The 17323-nt window shown below is 51.4% G+C and carries 13 protein-coding genes; 3 read left to right on the top strand and 10 right to left on the bottom strand.

All coding sequences use genetic code 11. The features are described 5' to 3' along the window. Positions 1-142 precede the first annotated feature (142 nt). Both ACSHSR_RS10055 and ACSHSR_RS10050 read right to left on the bottom strand, forming a co-directional pair. Entirely contained in the window at positions 143-2011 is a 1869-nt protein-coding gene (locus tag ACSHSR_RS10055) for a VRR-NUC domain-containing protein (RefSeq protein WP_219013554.1), read from the bottom strand. After that, entirely contained in the window at positions 2011-3519 is a 1509-nt protein-coding gene (locus tag ACSHSR_RS10050) for an EAL domain-containing protein (RefSeq protein ID WP_219013553.1), read from the bottom strand. Before ACSHSR_RS10050 ends, ACSHSR_RS10055 begins: the two co-directional genes overlap by 1 nt. Before the next feature lie 275 nt (positions 3520-3794). On the opposite strand from ACSHSR_RS10050, the gene ACSHSR_RS10045 reads away from it, so the two are divergent. Further along, positions 3795-4268 carry a mechanosensitive ion channel family protein gene (locus ACSHSR_RS10045; protein WP_219013552.1) on the top strand — a complete coding sequence of 158 codons (474 nt, stop codon included), beginning with the start codon at positions 3795-3797 and terminating at the stop codon, positions 4266-4268. Beyond that, positions 4265-4867, top strand: coding sequence for a class I SAM-dependent methyltransferase (locus ACSHSR_RS10040; RefSeq protein ID WP_219013551.1), 603 nt, complete (start codon positions 4265-4267; stop codon positions 4865-4867). The genes ACSHSR_RS10045 and ACSHSR_RS10040 overlap by 4 nt, the downstream gene beginning before the upstream one ends. On the opposite strand, the gene ACSHSR_RS10035 is transcribed toward ACSHSR_RS10040, so the two are convergent. Together ACSHSR_RS10035 and ACSHSR_RS10030 are read right to left on the bottom strand one after the other, a co-directional pair. Further along, positions 4855-5133 (bottom strand): peptidylprolyl isomerase, encoded by a 279-nt coding sequence (locus tag ACSHSR_RS10035; protein ID WP_025010268.1) that lies wholly within the window; start codon positions 5131-5133, stop codon positions 4855-4857. The genes ACSHSR_RS10040 and ACSHSR_RS10035 overlap by 13 nt on opposite strands. An 84-nt stretch (positions 5134-5217) precedes the next feature. Beyond that, the gene (locus ACSHSR_RS10030; RefSeq protein ID WP_156019597.1) at positions 5218-5358 is read right to left on the bottom strand and encodes a hypothetical protein; all 141 of its coding nucleotides are present in this window, start codon (positions 5356-5358) and stop codon (positions 5218-5220) included. A gap of 139 nt (positions 5359-5497) precedes the next feature. Here ACSHSR_RS10030 and ACSHSR_RS10025 point away from each other — a divergent pair, with 139 nt between their 5' ends. After that, positions 5498-5917 (top strand): secondary thiamine-phosphate synthase enzyme YjbQ, encoded by a 420-nt coding sequence (locus ACSHSR_RS10025; protein WP_028779979.1) that lies wholly within the window; start codon positions 5498-5500, stop codon positions 5915-5917. A 130-nt stretch (positions 5918-6047) separates the two neighbouring features. Here the strand turns inward: ACSHSR_RS10025 and ACSHSR_RS10020 are convergent, their stop codons facing one another. The 6 genes from ACSHSR_RS10020 to ACSHSR_RS09995 all read right to left on the bottom strand — a co-directional run bounded on the left by ACSHSR_RS10020 (position 6048) and on the right by ACSHSR_RS09995 (position 17288). After that, on the bottom strand, positions 6048-7262 hold the full coding sequence (locus ACSHSR_RS10020; protein ID WP_219013550.1) for an RsmB/NOP family class I SAM-dependent RNA methyltransferase: 1215 nt from the start codon (positions 7260-7262) through the stop codon (positions 6048-6050). Positions 7263-7423: 161 nt separating this feature from the next. Continuing rightward, the gene (locus ACSHSR_RS10015) at positions 7424-8581 is read right to left on the bottom strand and encodes a response regulator (RefSeq protein WP_051472708.1); all 1158 of its coding nucleotides are present in this window, start codon (positions 8579-8581) and stop codon (positions 7424-7426) included. Between the two features lie 25 nt (positions 8582-8606). Then, entirely contained in the window at positions 8607-13268 is a 4662-nt protein-coding gene (locus ACSHSR_RS10010) for a PAS domain S-box protein (protein WP_219013549.1), read from the bottom strand. Between the two features lie 729 nt (positions 13269-13997). Next, the gene (locus ACSHSR_RS10005) at positions 13998-14915 is read right to left on the bottom strand and encodes a pseudouridine-5'-phosphate glycosidase (protein WP_025010261.1); all 918 of its coding nucleotides are present in this window, start codon (positions 14913-14915) and stop codon (positions 13998-14000) included. Further along, entirely contained in the window at positions 14909-16000 is a 1092-nt protein-coding gene (locus ACSHSR_RS10000) for a PfkB family carbohydrate kinase (RefSeq protein WP_071237420.1), read from the bottom strand. The genes ACSHSR_RS10005 and ACSHSR_RS10000 overlap by 7 nt, the downstream gene beginning before the upstream one ends. Before the next feature lie 589 nt (positions 16001-16589). Continuing rightward, positions 16590-17288, bottom strand: coding sequence for a DUF3334 family protein (locus tag ACSHSR_RS09995; protein WP_025010259.1), 699 nt, complete (start codon positions 17286-17288; stop codon positions 16590-16592). Positions 17289-17323 lie beyond the last annotated feature (35 nt).

Here is a 17323-nt window from a genome sequence, read left to right as displayed (position 1 = left end):
GGGCGAAATGGAGCGATGACTTGCTGACTCTGAACTTCAATTAAGGTTTCCACATAGCGCAGGCCGCCAGTGGGCTGCCTGTTAATTGACTGTTATTGGCCAATACTAAATAACAATCATTCTTGCCTTAATGCTATTTACCTTATTTACACTCGCCGGCTGTTGCCCAGTCGACATAGCAAACCCGTGCCTCTCCCAAGTCACTGAGGAAGTTGAGCCAGTATATTTGATGATCGGCCAGCTTATCGCCCGGGCCTTTCACTTCAAGCCAACTAATGCGCCCTTCGGCGTCAAATAACACAAGATCCGGATGGCCACTGCGGTAATGCTTGAGATCGCCAAGCATACGTTCAAATACCTGAGCGAGCCTGGCGCCGGAAAGTGCCGCCAGCGTCAGTTCCAGCGCCTGTTGCGGCAGGTTTTCCCAGTAAACCCAATCATTTGCCAGTCCTTGCTTTTGCTGAAAATGGCGCCAAATAACAGCGCCAGGCTCCCGAGCGATTTCATCAAGACGCGCCGTGATGGCCTCTTGACGCCGACTAACAAACTCCTCGGTGAACATATCCCGTGGGCTGCGCTGAAATGGATTATCGAATACCGCCTTAACGGGGGCAAAAATAATGTCCCAAAAGGCGAGTCCAAAGAGGCCACAAAGCAAGGCATTCTCGAGAAAAAACGCCCGGTAACCGAGCGCTTCAAAGTGCGCAGCGACACGCAATTCAACTCGTTCACCATTGGGTGTGAGTTGCAGAGCTATCGCTGGCGGCACACTCAGTCTACCCGGTACATTTTCATTCAGCACTTGCAGCCTTAACATCAAAGAATCAAGCGCCAAGGAATCAGGCGCTTCACTATGGCCTGATGGTGAGGCAAACTTGCTGTCTTTGCCATTTGGCAATTTTTTAAGCAGGCGTTTGCCAATACGTTCTATGATTTGCCACTGACTCTCATTACCGGCAAGGTCGCAAAGGTGCAGCAGCGCATGAGTCAGAGCCCGCCACTGAGCCTGTTTTTCCAGGCAGCGGCACAGGCGTTCCCTTGCTAGCCAATGTTCACACTGCGAATAGACACTGATGGCAAGAGTAGTTTGCCCTTGCCTTTCGGCTTCGCGGCCTATCAGCGTCAGTAGTTTTTGCCGGCGCCGCTCGAGTAAGGGGTTAGCCTCGGGCATCGCTGAAATGGCATTAAGCTGTTCAAGCAGCAATGGAATATCCAGCGGCTGTTTGGCTAGTATCGCCTCTTCTATCTGCTGACTCATATGGCCAAATGCCAACGCGGCGTTAAGCTGCTCTGGGCTGTCATAGGCGCGGTGGGCCTTGTCCAGCACAGTGACTTCAAAGCGCTGTAAGCCCAGATCGCTGAGCACAAACTGGCTCAGATCCTGATAACGGTTGCCAAAATAGAGCAGCAATAGGCCATCGAGAAGCCGCTGGCATTTAAGCTCAAGCCATTCTATGCCCAGCTCAGAGTTCAGTTCGCCAATCAATAACTGTGAGTCTTGGGGCCCGAGCGCCAGCATGGTACGTTTCAGCGTCTCCTTTGAGGCACCATTTATGCTTTTACCTAGATGCAGCGCAATATCGACCAGCCCCCCAAGACTATTCTCGCCCTCCGAGGCTCGACTCTGTTGCAGTTTGAGAAGCGCCCGGCGCAGCTCTGTGAGGGTAACCCCTTTGAGCCATGTTTCAGTATTTGGCAATGATGAAGTGCTAATGAGCTCCGCTTGCTCAAGCCCCTTTATCGCTGGCTCCAGGCCCCCTATTTCCGGGTAGTTAAGCTTATCGGTGCGAAACCACTCGCCCTTGCGGGACAAGAGACGCACCAGCAACATCCGCGAAGGCTTGGTGCAGGCAAGGTACGCCGCGCGTAACCTGGCAAGCTCGCTTGGCAAAATATCCTGATAGCGGCGGCTACCCTCCAGCAAGAGTTCAAAATTGCTCAGGTAATAATCGCTTGCAAGTTCAAGAGTGGCCGGTTTCACTAAGGTTTTTGCCGCTAAGGTTTCTGCCATTAGGGAACTTCGTCTGATTTCACGGTTTTCAGTTCTTCAACCGGCATGGGGCGGGCGAAATAGTATCCCTGCAGCAGGAATATACCGCGCTTTTTGAGGTACTCCACCTGCTCTGCGGTCTCCACGCCTTCGACTATCATCTCAAGCTCTGACTCCATACCAAAGGCGATAATGGCATCCAGCACACCACGCTTGAGATCATTGGTGCCTATGGTATCGGTAAACATCTTATCTATCTTGATGCTGTCGATCCCCAAGGCTTGAATATACTTAAAGCCGCCATATCCGGTGCCGAAGTCATCAATTTTAAAGCTGTATCCCCTCTCTGTCAGCTTGGCGATTTCCTGCTTGGCGGCGTCAATGTCTGCAATGGGCAAGCGTTCGGTGATCTCAAATTTAAGTCTGTCCGGCTCCGGCCAATTATGCTGTTGCAGCACACGACTGACATGAGCCTGCTCCAGATGTTCTGCCACCAGGTTGATACTTACCCAAGTGCCGCTCTCAAGCTCCGGCAGTTGTTGCAGTACCTGCTGCAGCAAAGATTCGGTAATGGGAATGATCAGGCCACAGGCTTCGGCATGCTCTACAAAGGCGGCCGGGGGGATAAACTCCTTGCCCTTCTTCCAGCGCACCAGGACTTCATAACCGACAATTTTGCCCTGATTAATATCGACTATGGGTTGATAGAAAGGGATAAACTCCTGCCGGGCAATTCCCCTTTGGAGCATACTCTTGAGCGAACTGTGGTAACTCAGATAAAGCCAATAAGCCCCGGCCAGCAGCACTCCGAGCAAAATGCTCAAGGATAAACCGTAAACCAAGATCTTTTCTCTGGCGTAATCATCGAGTTTCTTTCCAAACCAGAGTTTTTGCTCCACCTGATGCTGCGTGTCCATCACACTGAGAAAATGCACATGGGATTCTTTGGGTACCGAGGGATTGCCGCGCTCAAATACCAGCCCTTCGGAGCCTGGAGCATGATGCAGAAACTCTATGTAAAAACAATCGCGGCAGGGAAGATTGATAATTTCACGGATCCAACTGCTGTCCAAAATCCAGTAAGCGGTATTGCCATTACTTCTGAAATAAACCAAGAGTTCCTGCTCGGTGTCATGCATGGCACCTGTAGTGGTTAGGCCAAAGCCCTGCCCTATGGGGGTGTCATTGGGAAGATCCGGCAATAGTAAATCCGAGCCAAGCGAACTGCAGCCTATGCCGGTTTTGGTTTTTATCCCCATCACCCGAAAATAGCGATTGTAGTTTTCAGGTGCCCGCAATAATTTTGCGTCTTGCGGGCCACAATCAAAATGAAACTCAGGTACTTGATGGAGAATAATGTCATTGATGGAACGCTGTCTCTGGCTAAGATACTCTTCCATGAGTTTGAACTGATTTTTGACTATTACTGAGGTCACTGGCCTTAGCAATAACTCCGATGACAACAGCAAGAGAACAATAGGTAACAGCAACAGCAGCAAAACCCGTTTGTTCTCGGATACAGCCTTCATGATTATCGTCCTTGTAGAATGTCACTTCCCTTATACCCAGCCAGAGCGCCAGATACAATGACGCAGGCAGCAAATACCCTACGCTGCGGCAAAACCCTTTGCAGCCTGAGCAGGGAAAAACGGCCTGGACAATTTAGGTAAGCCATTGAAATTTATTGATTGACTCTTGTCTCTATCTCAACCTTTGGTTAATTTGGGCGCCTTTGAGTTTGGCATGCCTTTGTGCGCCAAGCCGAAAATTTCGGCGACTAAGACTTTATTATTCGGAGCAGAAAATGAATGAAAATGTCATTCAGGCAATCCTGGTGTTTGCCGCATTTGTGGTGATCAGCCTGATTATCGACCGTTTCCTGAAACAAGTGGCCGCCCGCTTTGACTCGGCGGCCAGCGAATCGTTTCGCTTGATCTCCAACTCCCAGCGCGTGGTACTGATATTTATTGGTGCCGTCTTGGCTTTATCCAAGTTGGGCTTTGATGTTGGCGCCCTGGTTGCCGGACTCGGACTCACCGGCTTTGCTCTGGGTTTTGCCCTCAAAGACGCCATATCCAACCTGATTGCCGGCATTATGATAGTGCTCTATAAACCAATAAAGCTGGGCAATAAAATCGATATTACCGGCTCCAAGGGGACTGTGGTGGATCTCAACCTGCGTTATATCACGGTGAAGGATGAAGGCGTGACGCATCTGGTGCCCAACTCTTTGTTCCTCAACAATAAAGTTTCCATTATTGATGAGGATAAGCAATGACGGCGCAGCTTTGGGATAAAGTTGCCAACCAGGTCAATTTCAATCTGGAGATCGATGTGCAGCGCTTCTGCCACTTGGTGAAGACCGACGCCAGAATACTGGACTTTGGATGCGGTTATGGCCGGATAGCCAAGCAGCTGAAACAGTTAGGCTATCCTGAGGTGCTGGGGGTTGATCCCTCAGCCGCCATGATAAAGCGCGGCCTCAGTCTGTACCCGGACATCAATTTAATTCAGCTGCCACAACTGCCATTGCCTTTTGCCGATGAAACATTCGATGTGGTGCTGAGCTGCGCCGTTTTAACCTGCATGCCATCTGAAATGGCGCAAAAAGCCGCCATATTGGAGCTTAAACGCGTGCTTAAGCCTGGAGGCTTGTTCCACCTGAGTGAGTTTTGCGCCCCCATGGCGAAACGTTTCACCTCAGGGCTGGGTACTCCTATGTGTTACCACACGCCCATGCAGTTGCAGGAGCGGCTGGAAGACTTTGTCGACCTGGAGGATGAAGTCACGGCCTGTAGAACTTTGGCCGGCGATCCGGCTCAATGCTATCGAGCCTTTGCCAGAAAACCGCAGCAGGCTTTAGCTCAATTACGATAAATAGTCTGGATCAGATGAAAACCAAACTGGGTTTTGACCGGACCATGCACTTCGAGCACCGGCTTTTTGAACACCACTTGATCGAACGCCTTGACCATCTGCCCTGGGCCAAACTCCCCGAGATCGCCGCCGCGTTTTTTGGAAGGACACTGAGAGTATTGTTTCGCCAGCTTGCCAAAATCTTCCCCTTTGGCGATACGGGCCTTGAGTTTTTCCGCCTCTTCACGGGTTTTAACCAAAATGTGTCTGGCGCAAGCTCTGGCCATGGGGTGTTTCTCCTGGGTCTATAGGGGTAAATTCGCGGCCGGTATTTTAGCAAACAATCTGTGTTTTATCTGCAATCACTCTCCCTAATCCCCCTCTTTCATCACTCTCACTAATGAAATGGTCATGGCGCCGATGCAGGCTTTATCATCAAACTTGATAATTGAATCGCCCACTATCTCTTCAGCTAATGATGGGCTGTCCGCTGGGTAAATACCGCCTTGCATCTTGGGGAGCCCCCATAAAGACGATAGAATGTTTCGCCGGGCGCTCACCTAAAAATCAGAGGCCCGGCTTTTAAATTCGCGGTGATTTAATGGCAAGCTTTCAGATGGCGGCCAGTCTCACCCACATTAAGGAATATCTATGTGGCATCAGCAACAACTGACCTTAAACGCCAAGCGGCGCGGTTTTCATTTAATAAGCGATGATATTGCCAAGGCTCTTGATGATATGCCTTACGTCAGTTGCGGCCTGTTGCACCTGCAACTACTGCACACCTCTGCCTCGCTGACGCTCAACGAAAACGCCGATCCCACAGTGCGGCAGGATTTTGAGGCCTGGTTCAATCGCGCAGTGGCCGAAGATACCCCTTACTTTCGCCACACCTATGAGGGCGCCGATGATATGCCGGCCCATATTAAATCCAGCCTGCTGGGCACCAGTTTGCTGCTGCCTGTCAGCGCCGGACAGCTGGCACTGGGCACATGGCAAGGGATCTATCTTGGCGAGCACAGAGACAATGGCGGTCGGCGCCGCCTGCTGTTGACCCTGCAGGGGGAATAAAGCGGCAATACTTGGCAAACCGGTAAGAGTGAGCGGCACTGTTTTTGTCGAGATGCTTTTGTTGAGATGCTTTTTGAAGCGGGTGTGAAACCGCCTGTTTAAGTCAATATGACTCAAACAGGCCTGATTGTTACTCGGCTATCCGCTCAAGCCTTGCCAGATAGAAGCCATCGAAACCGGTTTTGGCCGGGCTGATGGTTTCCTCATCGAGTAAGCGGAAATGGCTTTGCTGCTTCAGAAAACGCGCTACCTGCTGCTCGTTTTCCTGCGGCATGATCGAGCAAGTGGCGTAAACCAGGATCCCGCCCACCTTCACCATGCGGCTGTAACTGCCGAGAATATGCTCCTGCAGTTCCATCAGCACCGGCAAGCGCTCAGGGGTATCACGCCATTTGGTGTCCGGGTTGCGTTTCAGCACCCCAAGCCCTGAGCAAGGCACATCCAAAAGTACCCTGTCGGCACTGAGTTTCAAACGTTTGATGGTCTTGCTGGATGCAATAAGCCGGGTTTCCACATTGTGGGCGCCGGCGCGGCGAGCCCGCTGTTTGAGGTTATCCAGCTTCCACTGCTCAACATCCATCGCCAGCAGTCGTCCCTTGCCCTGCATTTTGGCGGCCAGGTGCAGCGTCTTGCCGCCGGCACCGGCGCAGGCATCAATGACCCGCATCCCTGGTTCAACCCCAAGAGCTTCGGCGACATGTTGCGAGCCGGCATCCTGCTGCTCGAACCAGCCCGACTTGAAGCATTCGGTGCGAAACAGCGCTGAATCTGAAATCACTTCAAGAGCGCTGGCAACCTCGGGGACTTCACAAGTCTCGACCCCTTCCTTGGCAAGACGAGCCTTGAGTTCTTCCCGGCTGCACTTAAGCAAATTGGTGCGTAGATAACGTTTGGGGGCCTGAGTCAAGGCATGGCGCTCGGCCGGCCAGTTATCGCCCAGTTGTTCACTCCCTAGCGCTTCGAGCCACTGTGGGCAACCATCGAGCAGCGCAGGCATAGCCTGGGCCTCAGCCATCCGCTGCTCAAGCAGCTCACTGTCCATCTGCAGCGCGTAGCGCATTTTCGGCAGCTCAAGGCCATTGGCCATATGCCAGGCGTTGATGAGTCTCGTGCCTTCACGCTCAATTTGATCCGCTGCAACATCGGCCAGAAAGCTGTAATAACTTAAACGGCGCAAAATATCACCGGTGACCAGAGCAATTCTGGCTTGCTCCCAAGGCTTGAGGCGCTCAGGTGCAAACTGCTTTGAGTAGGCGCGATCCAGCGGCGCACCTTGGGTCAGTACCTGATTGAGAATCGCAATGACCAGCTCACTGGCGTGTTTGCTAAGCGGGGAGTTAAGCATATTTGGGCCTCGGGATGGAAAACCGCTGGATCATAGGAGTTCGCCCCCAGCTCTGCAAGGGGCTTGAGTGGCTTTGGCGGGATTAATCGGTTTTTAACTGAAAGTTTGCTGTATTTGCGCACCGTCTGTAGCGCTCCCCTAGGGCGAGGTAAAAAGCCAGCTCAATTAAGCACGCTGCGAATTTTCTTCAGCAAGGTGTCGGCATTGGTGGGTTTGATAATGTAATCCTCTGCGCCCAACAATAGGGAGTTTTGGAAATGATCCACATCGGCATAGCTGGTGAGCATGATCAGCGGGATTTCCTGCAGCATGGGGGTTTTCTTGCAGACTTTGAGGGTTTCAATGCCGTCAAGTATCGGCATGTCTATGTCCAATAAGATGAGATCCGGCTTGAGGATCTTGGCCTTTAACAGCACTTCTACCCCATTGGTGGCCCTCTCAGCCCGATAACCATGCTGTTCCAGGATAGTAACTATGATTTTCAACACCACATCCTGATCGTCGGCCACCACTATGGTAGCCTTCTTGCCGCTGTCTTTTTTCTCCAATGCCGCCTTTTGCTGCAGCATCTGGTTTGAGAGCTCGTTGAACAATGACTCGCTCTTTTCCTTGAGGCGATTGAGTTGCGGGTTGATGGAGTAACGTTTCAGCTCCTCAATAAACTTGTTGATCTCTTCATCCGGCAGCGAGTGAAATACCCGCCTGAAAGCCTGCATGAAAGCACTTTCAGAGATGGAACTGAGTATTCCGTCAACATCTTGCATTATGCTGGTGATCAGCGACGACTGTTGCTTGCTGGCCACTTTGACTGACTCGTTGAGTCCTTCCAGGCAATCGGCAGTGTTTTGCAGCTCATACTGCATATCCAGATCCTGTTGATCGAAACGCTTGAGCTCGGATTTAAGCGCTATGATCTCAAGCAACTTGTATAGGGTGAGGATGATTTTATTATTGTCATAGATGGGCCGAATGGTGTCGTAACTGTCAAAAGCTTCGCGGCGACACAGTTCAAACGCCTGAGCCCGACAACTTTTTTCACACAACAACATACTCGCCTGTGGCACTGTTCTCAGGGCATTGAAGTGTTCATTGCCCTGGAGAAAACGCTTCAGACTCTCGGCATGGGCCACATCCTGAAAACAATAGACCAATAGCATTCGGGTATGTTTCTCTTTTGAAAGACTCGCCAGTTCCTTGTTCTCCACCCGGATATCCACTCTGAGAACCCGCTCGAAGTAGACATTGACTATGGCTTCCACGGGCTCGACCAGATCCTGATCATCAAAAAACAGTATCAGGCTAGTTACGCTGTCTCTCATCCTTGTTCTCCCGACATACAGGCATTCAGGCCTGGGTAGCTTGTGATTGCGGCATGGCCCGCTTGACCAACGCCGCCTCGTGCTCAATCTGCTGGCGATATTGTGTTGAAGATGTCAATTGCCCTTCGGCGGCCTGTTGCTCCAACTCGGCAAACAGTTTGCCAAGACGCACTGCGCCGGATGAGTTGGCGGCGCCCTTGAGCGCGTGAGCCCGGCGTCTCAGCTCCTGGGCTTCCAGGCTCTCCAGCGCCTCAAACAGCGGCGGCAGTTCCCGCTCAAGTGAAGTAAGAAAGTACTGCACTATGGATTGGATTATCTCGTCATCCTCTGTCCCCAAGATCTCAGCTAACTTGTTGAGATCCAAAGGCGCCTCGGTATGAGCCGAGGGAGAATCGCCGATCATTTCATTCTGGCGGAACTGATTTTGGCCATGCCAGGCCAGTAGTTTGCTTTTGAGGGACTTGAATTCCACCGGCTTGGCCAGATAATCATCCATGCCAGCCGACAGGCAATTTTGCAGTTCGCCGGACATGGCATCTGCAGTGACGGCGATGATCAGGGTATGAGGCAAGTCCTGCTCTTGTTCAAGGCGGCGAATTTCGGCTGTCAGTTCAAAGCCGTCCATTCCAGGCATATGGCAATCGGTAAGCAGCACACTAAAGCCGCCACTCTGCCACATCTTCAATGCTTCGAGGCCATCTTCTGCCAATTCAAAACGGCAGCCCAGCTTCTTCAACTGTAATGAGATCACTTCTCTGTTGGTCTGGTGATCTTCGGCCACCAAGATGGTAAAACCGGCGTCGGTCGCAATATCTGTCTCTGAGACGCTACGGCCAATCCGCGTGGTTTCACCGGGAGCAAACATTTGCCATAACGCTGGATTCTGCCCGCTCAGCATCGCCAGAGCCGCAAGCACAGCCGTGGGTTTGAGCGGATGACAAGAAAGCATACAGACCCTCATATCCGCTTCAACCTTAGAGGTAATCGAGTCTTCATCGAGTAATAACAAGGCACATGGCAGCCCCTTTTCCCCCCGATTGCGATACTGTTTGTAAGCTTGGTAACTGTCGCTGATAAGCAGCTCGGATTCTGCCAAGCAGGCTTGTTCAAATAGGCTGCCTTCAAGTTGCCCGGAATCGAGGCACTGATACTCCAGTTCGAGTTGTTCAACAAGGTGCAACACGGCCACCAGATGTTGTTTGTTGTCGATACAGATAAGCAGTTTGATATTAAGCTCGCTGTAGCGCTGCAGCTCGGTTTCCCGGTATTCATCGGCCGCTTCACAGGGAAGACGGAGCCTGAAGGTACTGCCGGCATCCGGTTGGCTTTCCACCTCGATTTTGCCGCCCATCAAATCAACAAAAGACTTGGTGATACTGAGCCCAAGTCCCGTTCCGCCATATTTACGGGTGGTTGAAGAATCTGCTTGGGTAAAGGGCTCAAATAATTGTCTGAGCTGGGCCTTGGTCATTCCAACCCCATTGTCTATCACCTCGAGGATCATCTCACTGTGGTTGTCATGGCTTTGACGACACTCAGTTCGCAACATAACCAGTCCCTGCTGGCGATTGCTGTGGGTAAACTTGATGGCGTTGCCCACCAAATTGAGCACTATCTGGCGGATACGCACAAGATCCAGGCGGATAAGCACCGGAAGATTCAGATCCGGCAGAATATTGAGAAACACGTTCTTGCTGGCGGCATTGAACCAGAGCACTTCTATGGTCTTCTCCAGAATAGACAGCAAGGAGACAGATTCTATCTCCAGTTCCATCTTGCCGGCTTCTATCTTGGAGAAGTCGAGAATGTCGTTGATGATCTCCAGCAGCGAGAAAGCCGAATCCCGGATGGTGCCTATCATCCGCTGCTGCTCGGCACTGAGACCGGTATCGCGCAGCAAATCTATCATGCCCACGACACCATTCATGGGAGTGCGGATCTCATGGCTCATCACCGCCAGAAAGCGGGACTTGGCCTGGCTCGCCTGATTAGCTTCGGCGCTCTCTCTCGCCAGTGACTGCTGCAGCGCTTTTTCATCGCTAATGTCCTGATTAATACCGAAGAGTTTCACCGCCACACCGTTGCGACGTATGGTGTCACCGGCAGCCTTAACCCAATGGGTCGCCCCGGTGCGCTGATTGATAACCCGAAACTCGGCCCGAAACGGCACCTTGTGATTGATGCAGGCGTTGACATTCGCCTCGGCGTCGGCGATATCTTCGGGATGTACCCGGGCACGCCAATCTCTGAAGGTCAGTTTCTCTGAATTCAGGCCATAGATGCTGCGCATCCTGTTATCCCAGATAAGCTCTCCGGACTCTATGTCCCAGGACCAGTTACCTATTCCACCTGCCTCGGAAGCCAGATCCCGCCCCTTAAGCAACTCCTCCCTTTGTTGCTTGGCCTCCATCAGACCGATTTCAAACTGCTTGCGCTGACTGATATCCTCAAACGCCATTAAAAAATATCTGGGCTGCTCGTGGCTGTCGCGGATGAGGCACACGGAAACATTCAACCAAAGGACACTGTCATCAAGGCGCAAATAGCGTTTTTCATCGCCGTGAAACTTAAGTTCATTGTTGAGCATTTTTTCACTGAAGCGCAGCCATCCATCAAACTGCTTGAGATTGAGCGCCACTTCGGGATCCATACGCGCTATCTGCTCACGGTCACAGCCTGAGATGTCACAGAACTTGTCGTTGACCTCAAGCCACTCGCCACTCATACCTATGCGGGCAAAACCCACTGAAGCCTGCAAAAAGGCCGCCCTATAACCCAGCTCCTGTGCCTGCAAGGTGCGATGCTCTGGCCGCTGGATTAACGGACTGGGCCAGAGCCAGTAGAGCTTTGGCGTCAGGCCATGGCTGGCACGCCATTGCAGATGAAACTCCAGTAAGCGGCCATCTTGATGCTTGAGGATCAAAAGCTGTGGCAAATGTTGTCCTGGAGTCCAAAACGGAGAGATAGAGCCAAAACCCAGTTGCAGCAATTCCTCAGGGCTATAGCCCAGTAGCCCGGCAAACGCCTGGCTCACCTCAAGAATATGATGGTCGTCTTTGAGTAACAGGAAAAGCCCTGAGTAAGGCTCTATATTATTGCCGGTATCCACGCCATTGATGCCTGGGATATTGTCGACGAAGCAACCACTGTCCGAGTCCAATGACACCCTTGGCGCCAAGGCACCCGTAACTGTTATCGCTTCAAGTTCCAATAGGCGAAATCGCACTTCCCCAGCGTCATTCTTAATGGGATAACTGCAAACCCTGGTAAAACGGCCATGGCTCCCCGGCATTCGTACCACAGTCGCGCCCCGACTCCATTTTGGCAGCGACATAAAACCGCCGGGGCTGTCGGCCCTGTCGAGAACAGCAGCCATCGTGAGCCTGGTTTCCGCAGAGTCAAAATCACAGATTTCTGCCAGGTTTTTACTGGCATAAATAATGGTACCCGCATCATCCAGTTCCGTAATAACAAGCGTTCTTGGCAATTGTTCAAGACTGGATTGCCATAATTGCAACTGTTGATTTTGCCGCTCAATCACCATCCAATGCTGCAAACGATTACCCAGATATTCACGAAGTTCGCTAATTTCGCGGCGCATGCCTGACAATGAAACAGCGACAAGATTGAAGCTTTCCATTCCCTGTTCGCGCCCAAGGGCAGTCAGTGTTCTTGCCAGCTTTTCCAGCGGTCTCACAAGGTCGATATAAAGCCAGACAAGGGCGAGCAATAATAGTGTTGTCAGCAGCGCGGCGGGCAAAAGCACTGGATTGGCACTAGGAGGCGGCGTGGCAACAATACTCAGTTGCCAGTCCTGACCATGAAGACCCGTAGCATTGACCGCACGGCTTAACTGCAAGGTTTTTAGCGTTTCATACCCTCTGGCCGGTTGGTTGCCTGCTTCCTCGCCCACCTGAGCAAGCCTCTTCCCTTGAGCGTCCGTAAGCATCACTTCAACCCGGGTAAAACCGGCTGTTTGTAAACGCATGGCTGTAGTATCCAGCAGGGACTCGAAAACTTTGTAATCCAGCGTCGCCAGCCAGTAATAGTTACCGGCTTCCTTGGCTGCTGGAGCATTGCCTTCCTGCTCTTTGAGTCGCAAGCCATCGCCTGAAATCCGGGCAAGGAAGGATACTTGTCTGCCCAATACCGTGTCCTGAGCCAGCAGTGCCACCTGAGGCAGTAACGACAACACAGGTTCGGCCTGTGGCTGCAGTTCGCGCTGAAGTTGCCTCAGGACTGGAGGGGCATTTTCATGTTCCTGGCCGGTTTGCCTATTGGCGGAAGCAAAAATGGGAGTTGAAAGCGCTTGGGATGACAATGCGTATCCCTGGTTATCTATGCTGGTACGGGCAAATATTTGCCCTTGTTCCGACAGGAGCACCAAACGGGTAAAGGCCGGTGTTAGCAGCAGTTGTTCGTCGAGATATTGGGGCAGCTTTTTCTCTTCAGCTTCTGGATGGTTTAAGTAACTCGATAACTGCACAGCCTGGCTTTGGGCAGTTAAGGCGGCGCGCCCCAACAATAATTCAAGTTCCAATTCAGTGGCAGAGGTTTGCTGCTTGAGCTGTTGAAACTGATTGGAATGATGGCGTTCCTGCTGCCCATTTTGGTAGAGGATTAAAATTACGGCCATAGCCAAACAAGCCAGCAGCGCGGCCAGCAGTTGCCGTTTGAACAGACTCACGCCCATCTCCCGCTGTTCCTGGAAATAGGTAATAACCAATAAGCCTGGTACAAATACAAAACCCGGCAGAAACTACTGAGCGGATCATCCTTGAAGTCAGCCATAGCCATCCCTTGGGCATTGAGCCAGAAGCAGAACATCCCCTTTTGCTTTGAATAGCCCTCACTATTGCCGCTATTGCAAAGTCTTGAAGGTAAAATGACCTTAAAGACTATGGCGTGCGACAACTGCAAGCTATTTAGGATAAGCATAGACAATGGATTGAAAAAAAGCGGGAAACTCTTGCCCTATGAGGAGATGGCGATTGAGCTGGCTTTGAATTATATGGATAGTCTAAGGGCCGGGACAATTGCAGAGTAGAAGGGGATAGCCAAGGAAAGAAGCACAACTGAAATGGTTTGGAACCAGCATACCTGAGTCAGCCTGAGGCTTTCGTTACCTAGCATTTCAAACAATGGGATCAAATTATTTGATCTAAAAATGCTCACTATCCACATGTTTTTAAATGTTAAAACCGCAAATCTCACACAGATAACTGATTTTTTTATTGAAATTGATTCACATCAGTTTAGCGCTGTTTGATGACTGAATTTGAACGTAACCCGAAGACAAGGGAAGATACTCAGCCTGGACGTCACGCTATACCATAGCTCCCGTGCCTGAGTTCCAAAAAGAAACCCGACGAGTGTCGGGTTTCTTGAGATAGCTTAATGGTTCAAAAACAGCTGATTAGCGGGCCACGTACTCGCGGGCAATCTCAGCCGCCAGCTTGGCATTGTTGTATACCAGCTCTATGTTGGCGGTCAGGCTGTGACCTTCGGTGATTTCGGCAACTTTGGCCAACAGAAACGGCGTTGAAGCCTTGCCTCCTATGCCTTTCTCATCCATTTCAGCCACTGCGCGGGCGATGGCGCCATCGATCAGTGCTTTATCCAAAGCATGCTCGTGAGGAATTGGGTTGGCAATCACCATACCGCCCTTGAGCCCCATGTCCCACTTGGCTTTCATGGCGGCAGCCACTTCTACCGGCTGCTCCAAGCGATAGTCGACACCGAAGTCACTCTCGCGGGTGTAGAAAGCCGGCAGTTTATCAGTTTGAAAACCAACGACAGGCACGCCTTGCGTTTCCAGATATTCACGGGTCAGGCCCAGATCCAGAATAGACTTGGCACCGGCACAAACCACGGCCACATCTGTGTTGGCCAGCTCCTGCAAATCGGCAGAGATATCGAAAGTTTGCTGAGCGCCGCGGTGCACACCGCCGATACCACCGGTAGCAAACACCTTAATACCGGCCATTGCCGCCAGGATCATGGTAGAAGCAACTGTGGTGGCACCGTCTGCACCTTTGGCAACAATAAAGGGAATGTCACGGCGACTGGTTTTGATAACGGCTTCACCGGCCTTGCCCAGGTAATTGATCTCTTCCTGGCTCATGCCCACTTTGAGGCGGCCCTTGAGAATGGCGATGGTTGCGGGTACAGCGCCGTTATCACGGATGATCTGCTCCACCTTGAGCGCTGTCTCAACGTTCTGCGGATACGGCATACCATGGGAAATAATGGTCGATTCCAGCGCGACCACCGGTTTGCCTTGTTCCAGGGCTGCTTGAACTTCAGGATGAATATCCAGATACTGCTTCAGCATAACGACTCCTTGATAATACGGTTTACAGAGATTTCAGACATATTGGGGTTGATAGTTGCGATATGAGACAGCGCCAACCGGGCCGCGGCCATCGCAAATTCTGTGGTTTCCAGCAATGGCCACTGCTTGAGCCAACCGTGAGCCAATCCGGCCAGGAAGGCATCTCCGGCGCCATTGGCGTTGACCATTTCCACCTGCTTGGCGCTCACCATCTGTGACTCACCGCCATCGCTGACAAATACACCTTCACTGCCCATACTGAGGAAGATCCGCTTGACGCCCTGGTCATGGAACCAGTTAGCGATAGCGCTTAAGTCTTCTTTGCTGCGCATTTCGATGCCGGAGAGGTGCTCGGCTTCTTTGAGGTTGGGTTTGAGGGTGTGGATGGCGTTGAGGTAAGGCTTGATTTTCATCGCCTTGACACAGGAAACCGTGTCAATAAATACCGGAACTTGAGGGAAGTTGCTCAGCAGATAGGATAAAGCGGCTTCGGAAAGGTTGGTATCCAACACCAGCAGTTCAGCGCGGCGCAGCATATCTTCCAGCCCCTTGAGCACTTCAGGGCCCAATCTTTCCAAAATGGCCATGTCGTTGATGGCTACATGCATATCGGCGTCGCCATCCAGTACCGAAAGATAGGTGGAGGTCACCGCGTCTTCGAACTGCAAACTGTTGCCCATATCGACTCCGGCCTGACGACACTGGGCGGTGATCATTTCACCATAGGCGTCTTTGCCTACCGCCGTCACCAGTCGGGTATCTGAACCCAGACGAGCCAGGTTTTCAGCGATGTTGCGCCCAACACCGCCGGGTGAACAACTGACGCTGCCGGGATTGGAATCCCCTACCCTGAGCTTGGAAGCCGGCCGGCCAAGAATATCCATATTGGCGCCGCCTATCACGACCGCAAAGGGATTCTCCGCCAAGATATACCCCTTGCCACGGATCACGCCTTTGTGAGTCAAGTTCATGATATGACCTGCGACTGCAGAGCGGGTTATGCCCAGCTGATCAGCAAGTTTTTGCTGCGGTATCAAAGGGTCAGCTTTAATAAGGGCCAGAATTTCGAGTTCACGTTCTGTCATTGGCGCTTTCCTGTGCAAACATTTGTTCTTGTGACAAACTTTTGTTTGCACAATAAACACTATGTCCGAGGCTGGCAAGCGGAATTTAACCCCTAATTACAACTTCGTGATCTACTCAGCAATTTTTAACAAGTCGAAGTTTTTATAAAAAACCCATCAATTCATATAGATATACTAAATCAATCAGGACATGTCCTGTCATAAAAACAATAAAAGTGGTTGAAGTTAACCGCGGCAAGTTTGAGTGCAACATCTGTTGTATTGTCGTAAACGGCAGGGCTCAGTGTTGCTGAATAGCAGCCCTGCTTGTGCCACGTCTGTGCTAGTGATTGCAACGTCACCCACAAAGACAGGCTGCTCCGCTATTCGCCTGATGGCTTAAATGATAAGTAACTCAAAGGATTGAGTAGCTATAGGGACAAAGTTAATAGAGAAATACTGACCTGGAAAGCGAGAATGAAAGCGCCCTTGACTGAGCGCCTTACAGTGTGTGGAGAGCAGTCGTTATTGCACTGTTCAAAAGCAGGGCCGCGGACAAGCTAACGCCGCCCGCTGACAAAAGGATTGATAACATCACGCCTGAAAATGGTCAGATGCCCAGCTCTTTGAACAGATCGTCAGTGTCATCATCGGCATTGGCGGCCTTAACCCAAGGCGATTCCGGCGCTTTGCCCTGCGCCTGTTGATTGCCGTGGCGGGCCAGCAACAAATCCGGATCAAACTCTTCATCGGTTTCAAACTCGGCCAGGCGGATAAATTCTGTCTTGTCCATGGCAAACTCAAGATAGAAGATATGGTTGTTTTCTGTCTTGAACGACACCCGGCGGGCTATAGGATCATCCAGGTTGGCATCGATAGAGATAGTCAGCTCCTTGTTGATGGTCAACATCTTTGGCTGGCTCTGACTGATGGACGTTTGCAGCTCCTTGGACACCTTACCGATAAAGTCCCCCAGCATCTGATTCATCAATTCGCCCATCACATTGCCCACCTCGTCTGAGGTATGAGAGAAAGCCAACTCCTCCTCCGGCATGCCCATATGCAGCATGTAGCGGCGATAGATTTCCAACGCGGCGGCCGCTGAAAAGTTGATCACCACCAGGCCTGAGAAGCCACCATCAAAAATAGAGAAACACCCAACGTCCGGCTTGAGTCGGGTACGGGTTATCTTTTGCACTATACCTGCGTGGGACAGAGTGCTGGCGGTGGTAGCCGACAAGACATGGGTCACAGAGTGACAGAGTTTCAGCAAAATATCGTCCGAGCTAATGACTTGAGGTGTATTCATGAAGAGAGACCAATAATAGACATAAGGTTAATTCT

The organism is Shewanella sp. VK101, assembly GCF_056497865.1.
Note: the sequence above shows the minus strand (reverse complement) of the source record. Positions and strands in the feature narration are given on the sequence as shown.

Bases quoted from the DNA above. Each gene is read 5' to 3' on its own strand.
- ACSHSR_RS10050 (WP_219013553.1), bottom strand. From the start codon at position 3,519: ATGAAGGCTGTATCCGAGAACAAACGGGTTTTGCTGCTGTTGCTGTTA.
- ACSHSR_RS10045 (WP_219013552.1), top strand. From the start codon at position 3,795: ATGAATGAAAATGTCATTCAGGCAATCCTGGTGTTTGCCGCATTTGTG.
- ACSHSR_RS10000 (WP_071237420.1), bottom strand. From the start codon at position 16,000: ATGACAGAACGTGAACTCGAAATTCTGGCCCTTATTAAAGCTGACCCT.
- ACSHSR_RS10020 (WP_219013550.1), bottom strand. From the start codon at position 7,262: ATGCTTAACTCCCCGCTTAGCAAACACGCCAGTGAGCTGGTCATTGCG.
- ACSHSR_RS10030 (WP_156019597.1), bottom strand. From the start codon at position 5,358: ATGCAAGGCGGTATTTACCCAGCGGACAGCCCATCATTAGCTGAAGAG.
- ACSHSR_RS10015 (WP_051472708.1), bottom strand. From the start codon at position 8,581: ATGAGAGACAGCGTAACTAGCCTGATACTGTTTTTTGATGATCAGGAT.
- ACSHSR_RS10040 (WP_219013551.1), top strand. From the start codon at position 4,265: ATGACGGCGCAGCTTTGGGATAAAGTTGCCAACCAGGTCAATTTCAAT.
- ACSHSR_RS10055 (WP_219013554.1), bottom strand. From the start codon at position 2,011: ATGGCAGAAACCTTAGCGGCAAAAACCTTAGTGAAACCGGCCACTCTT.
- ACSHSR_RS10035 (WP_025010268.1), bottom strand. From the start codon at position 5,133: ATGGCCAGAGCTTGCGCCAGACACATTTTGGTTAAAACCCGTGAAGAG.
- ACSHSR_RS10025 (WP_028779979.1), top strand. From the start codon at position 5,498: ATGTGGCATCAGCAACAACTGACCTTAAACGCCAAGCGGCGCGGTTTT.
- ACSHSR_RS09995 (WP_025010259.1), bottom strand. From the start codon at position 17,288: ATGAATACACCTCAAGTCATTAGCTCGGACGATATTTTGCTGAAACTC.
- ACSHSR_RS10005 (WP_025010261.1), bottom strand. From the start codon at position 14,915: ATGCTGAAGCAGTATCTGGATATTCATCCTGAAGTTCAAGCAGCCCTG.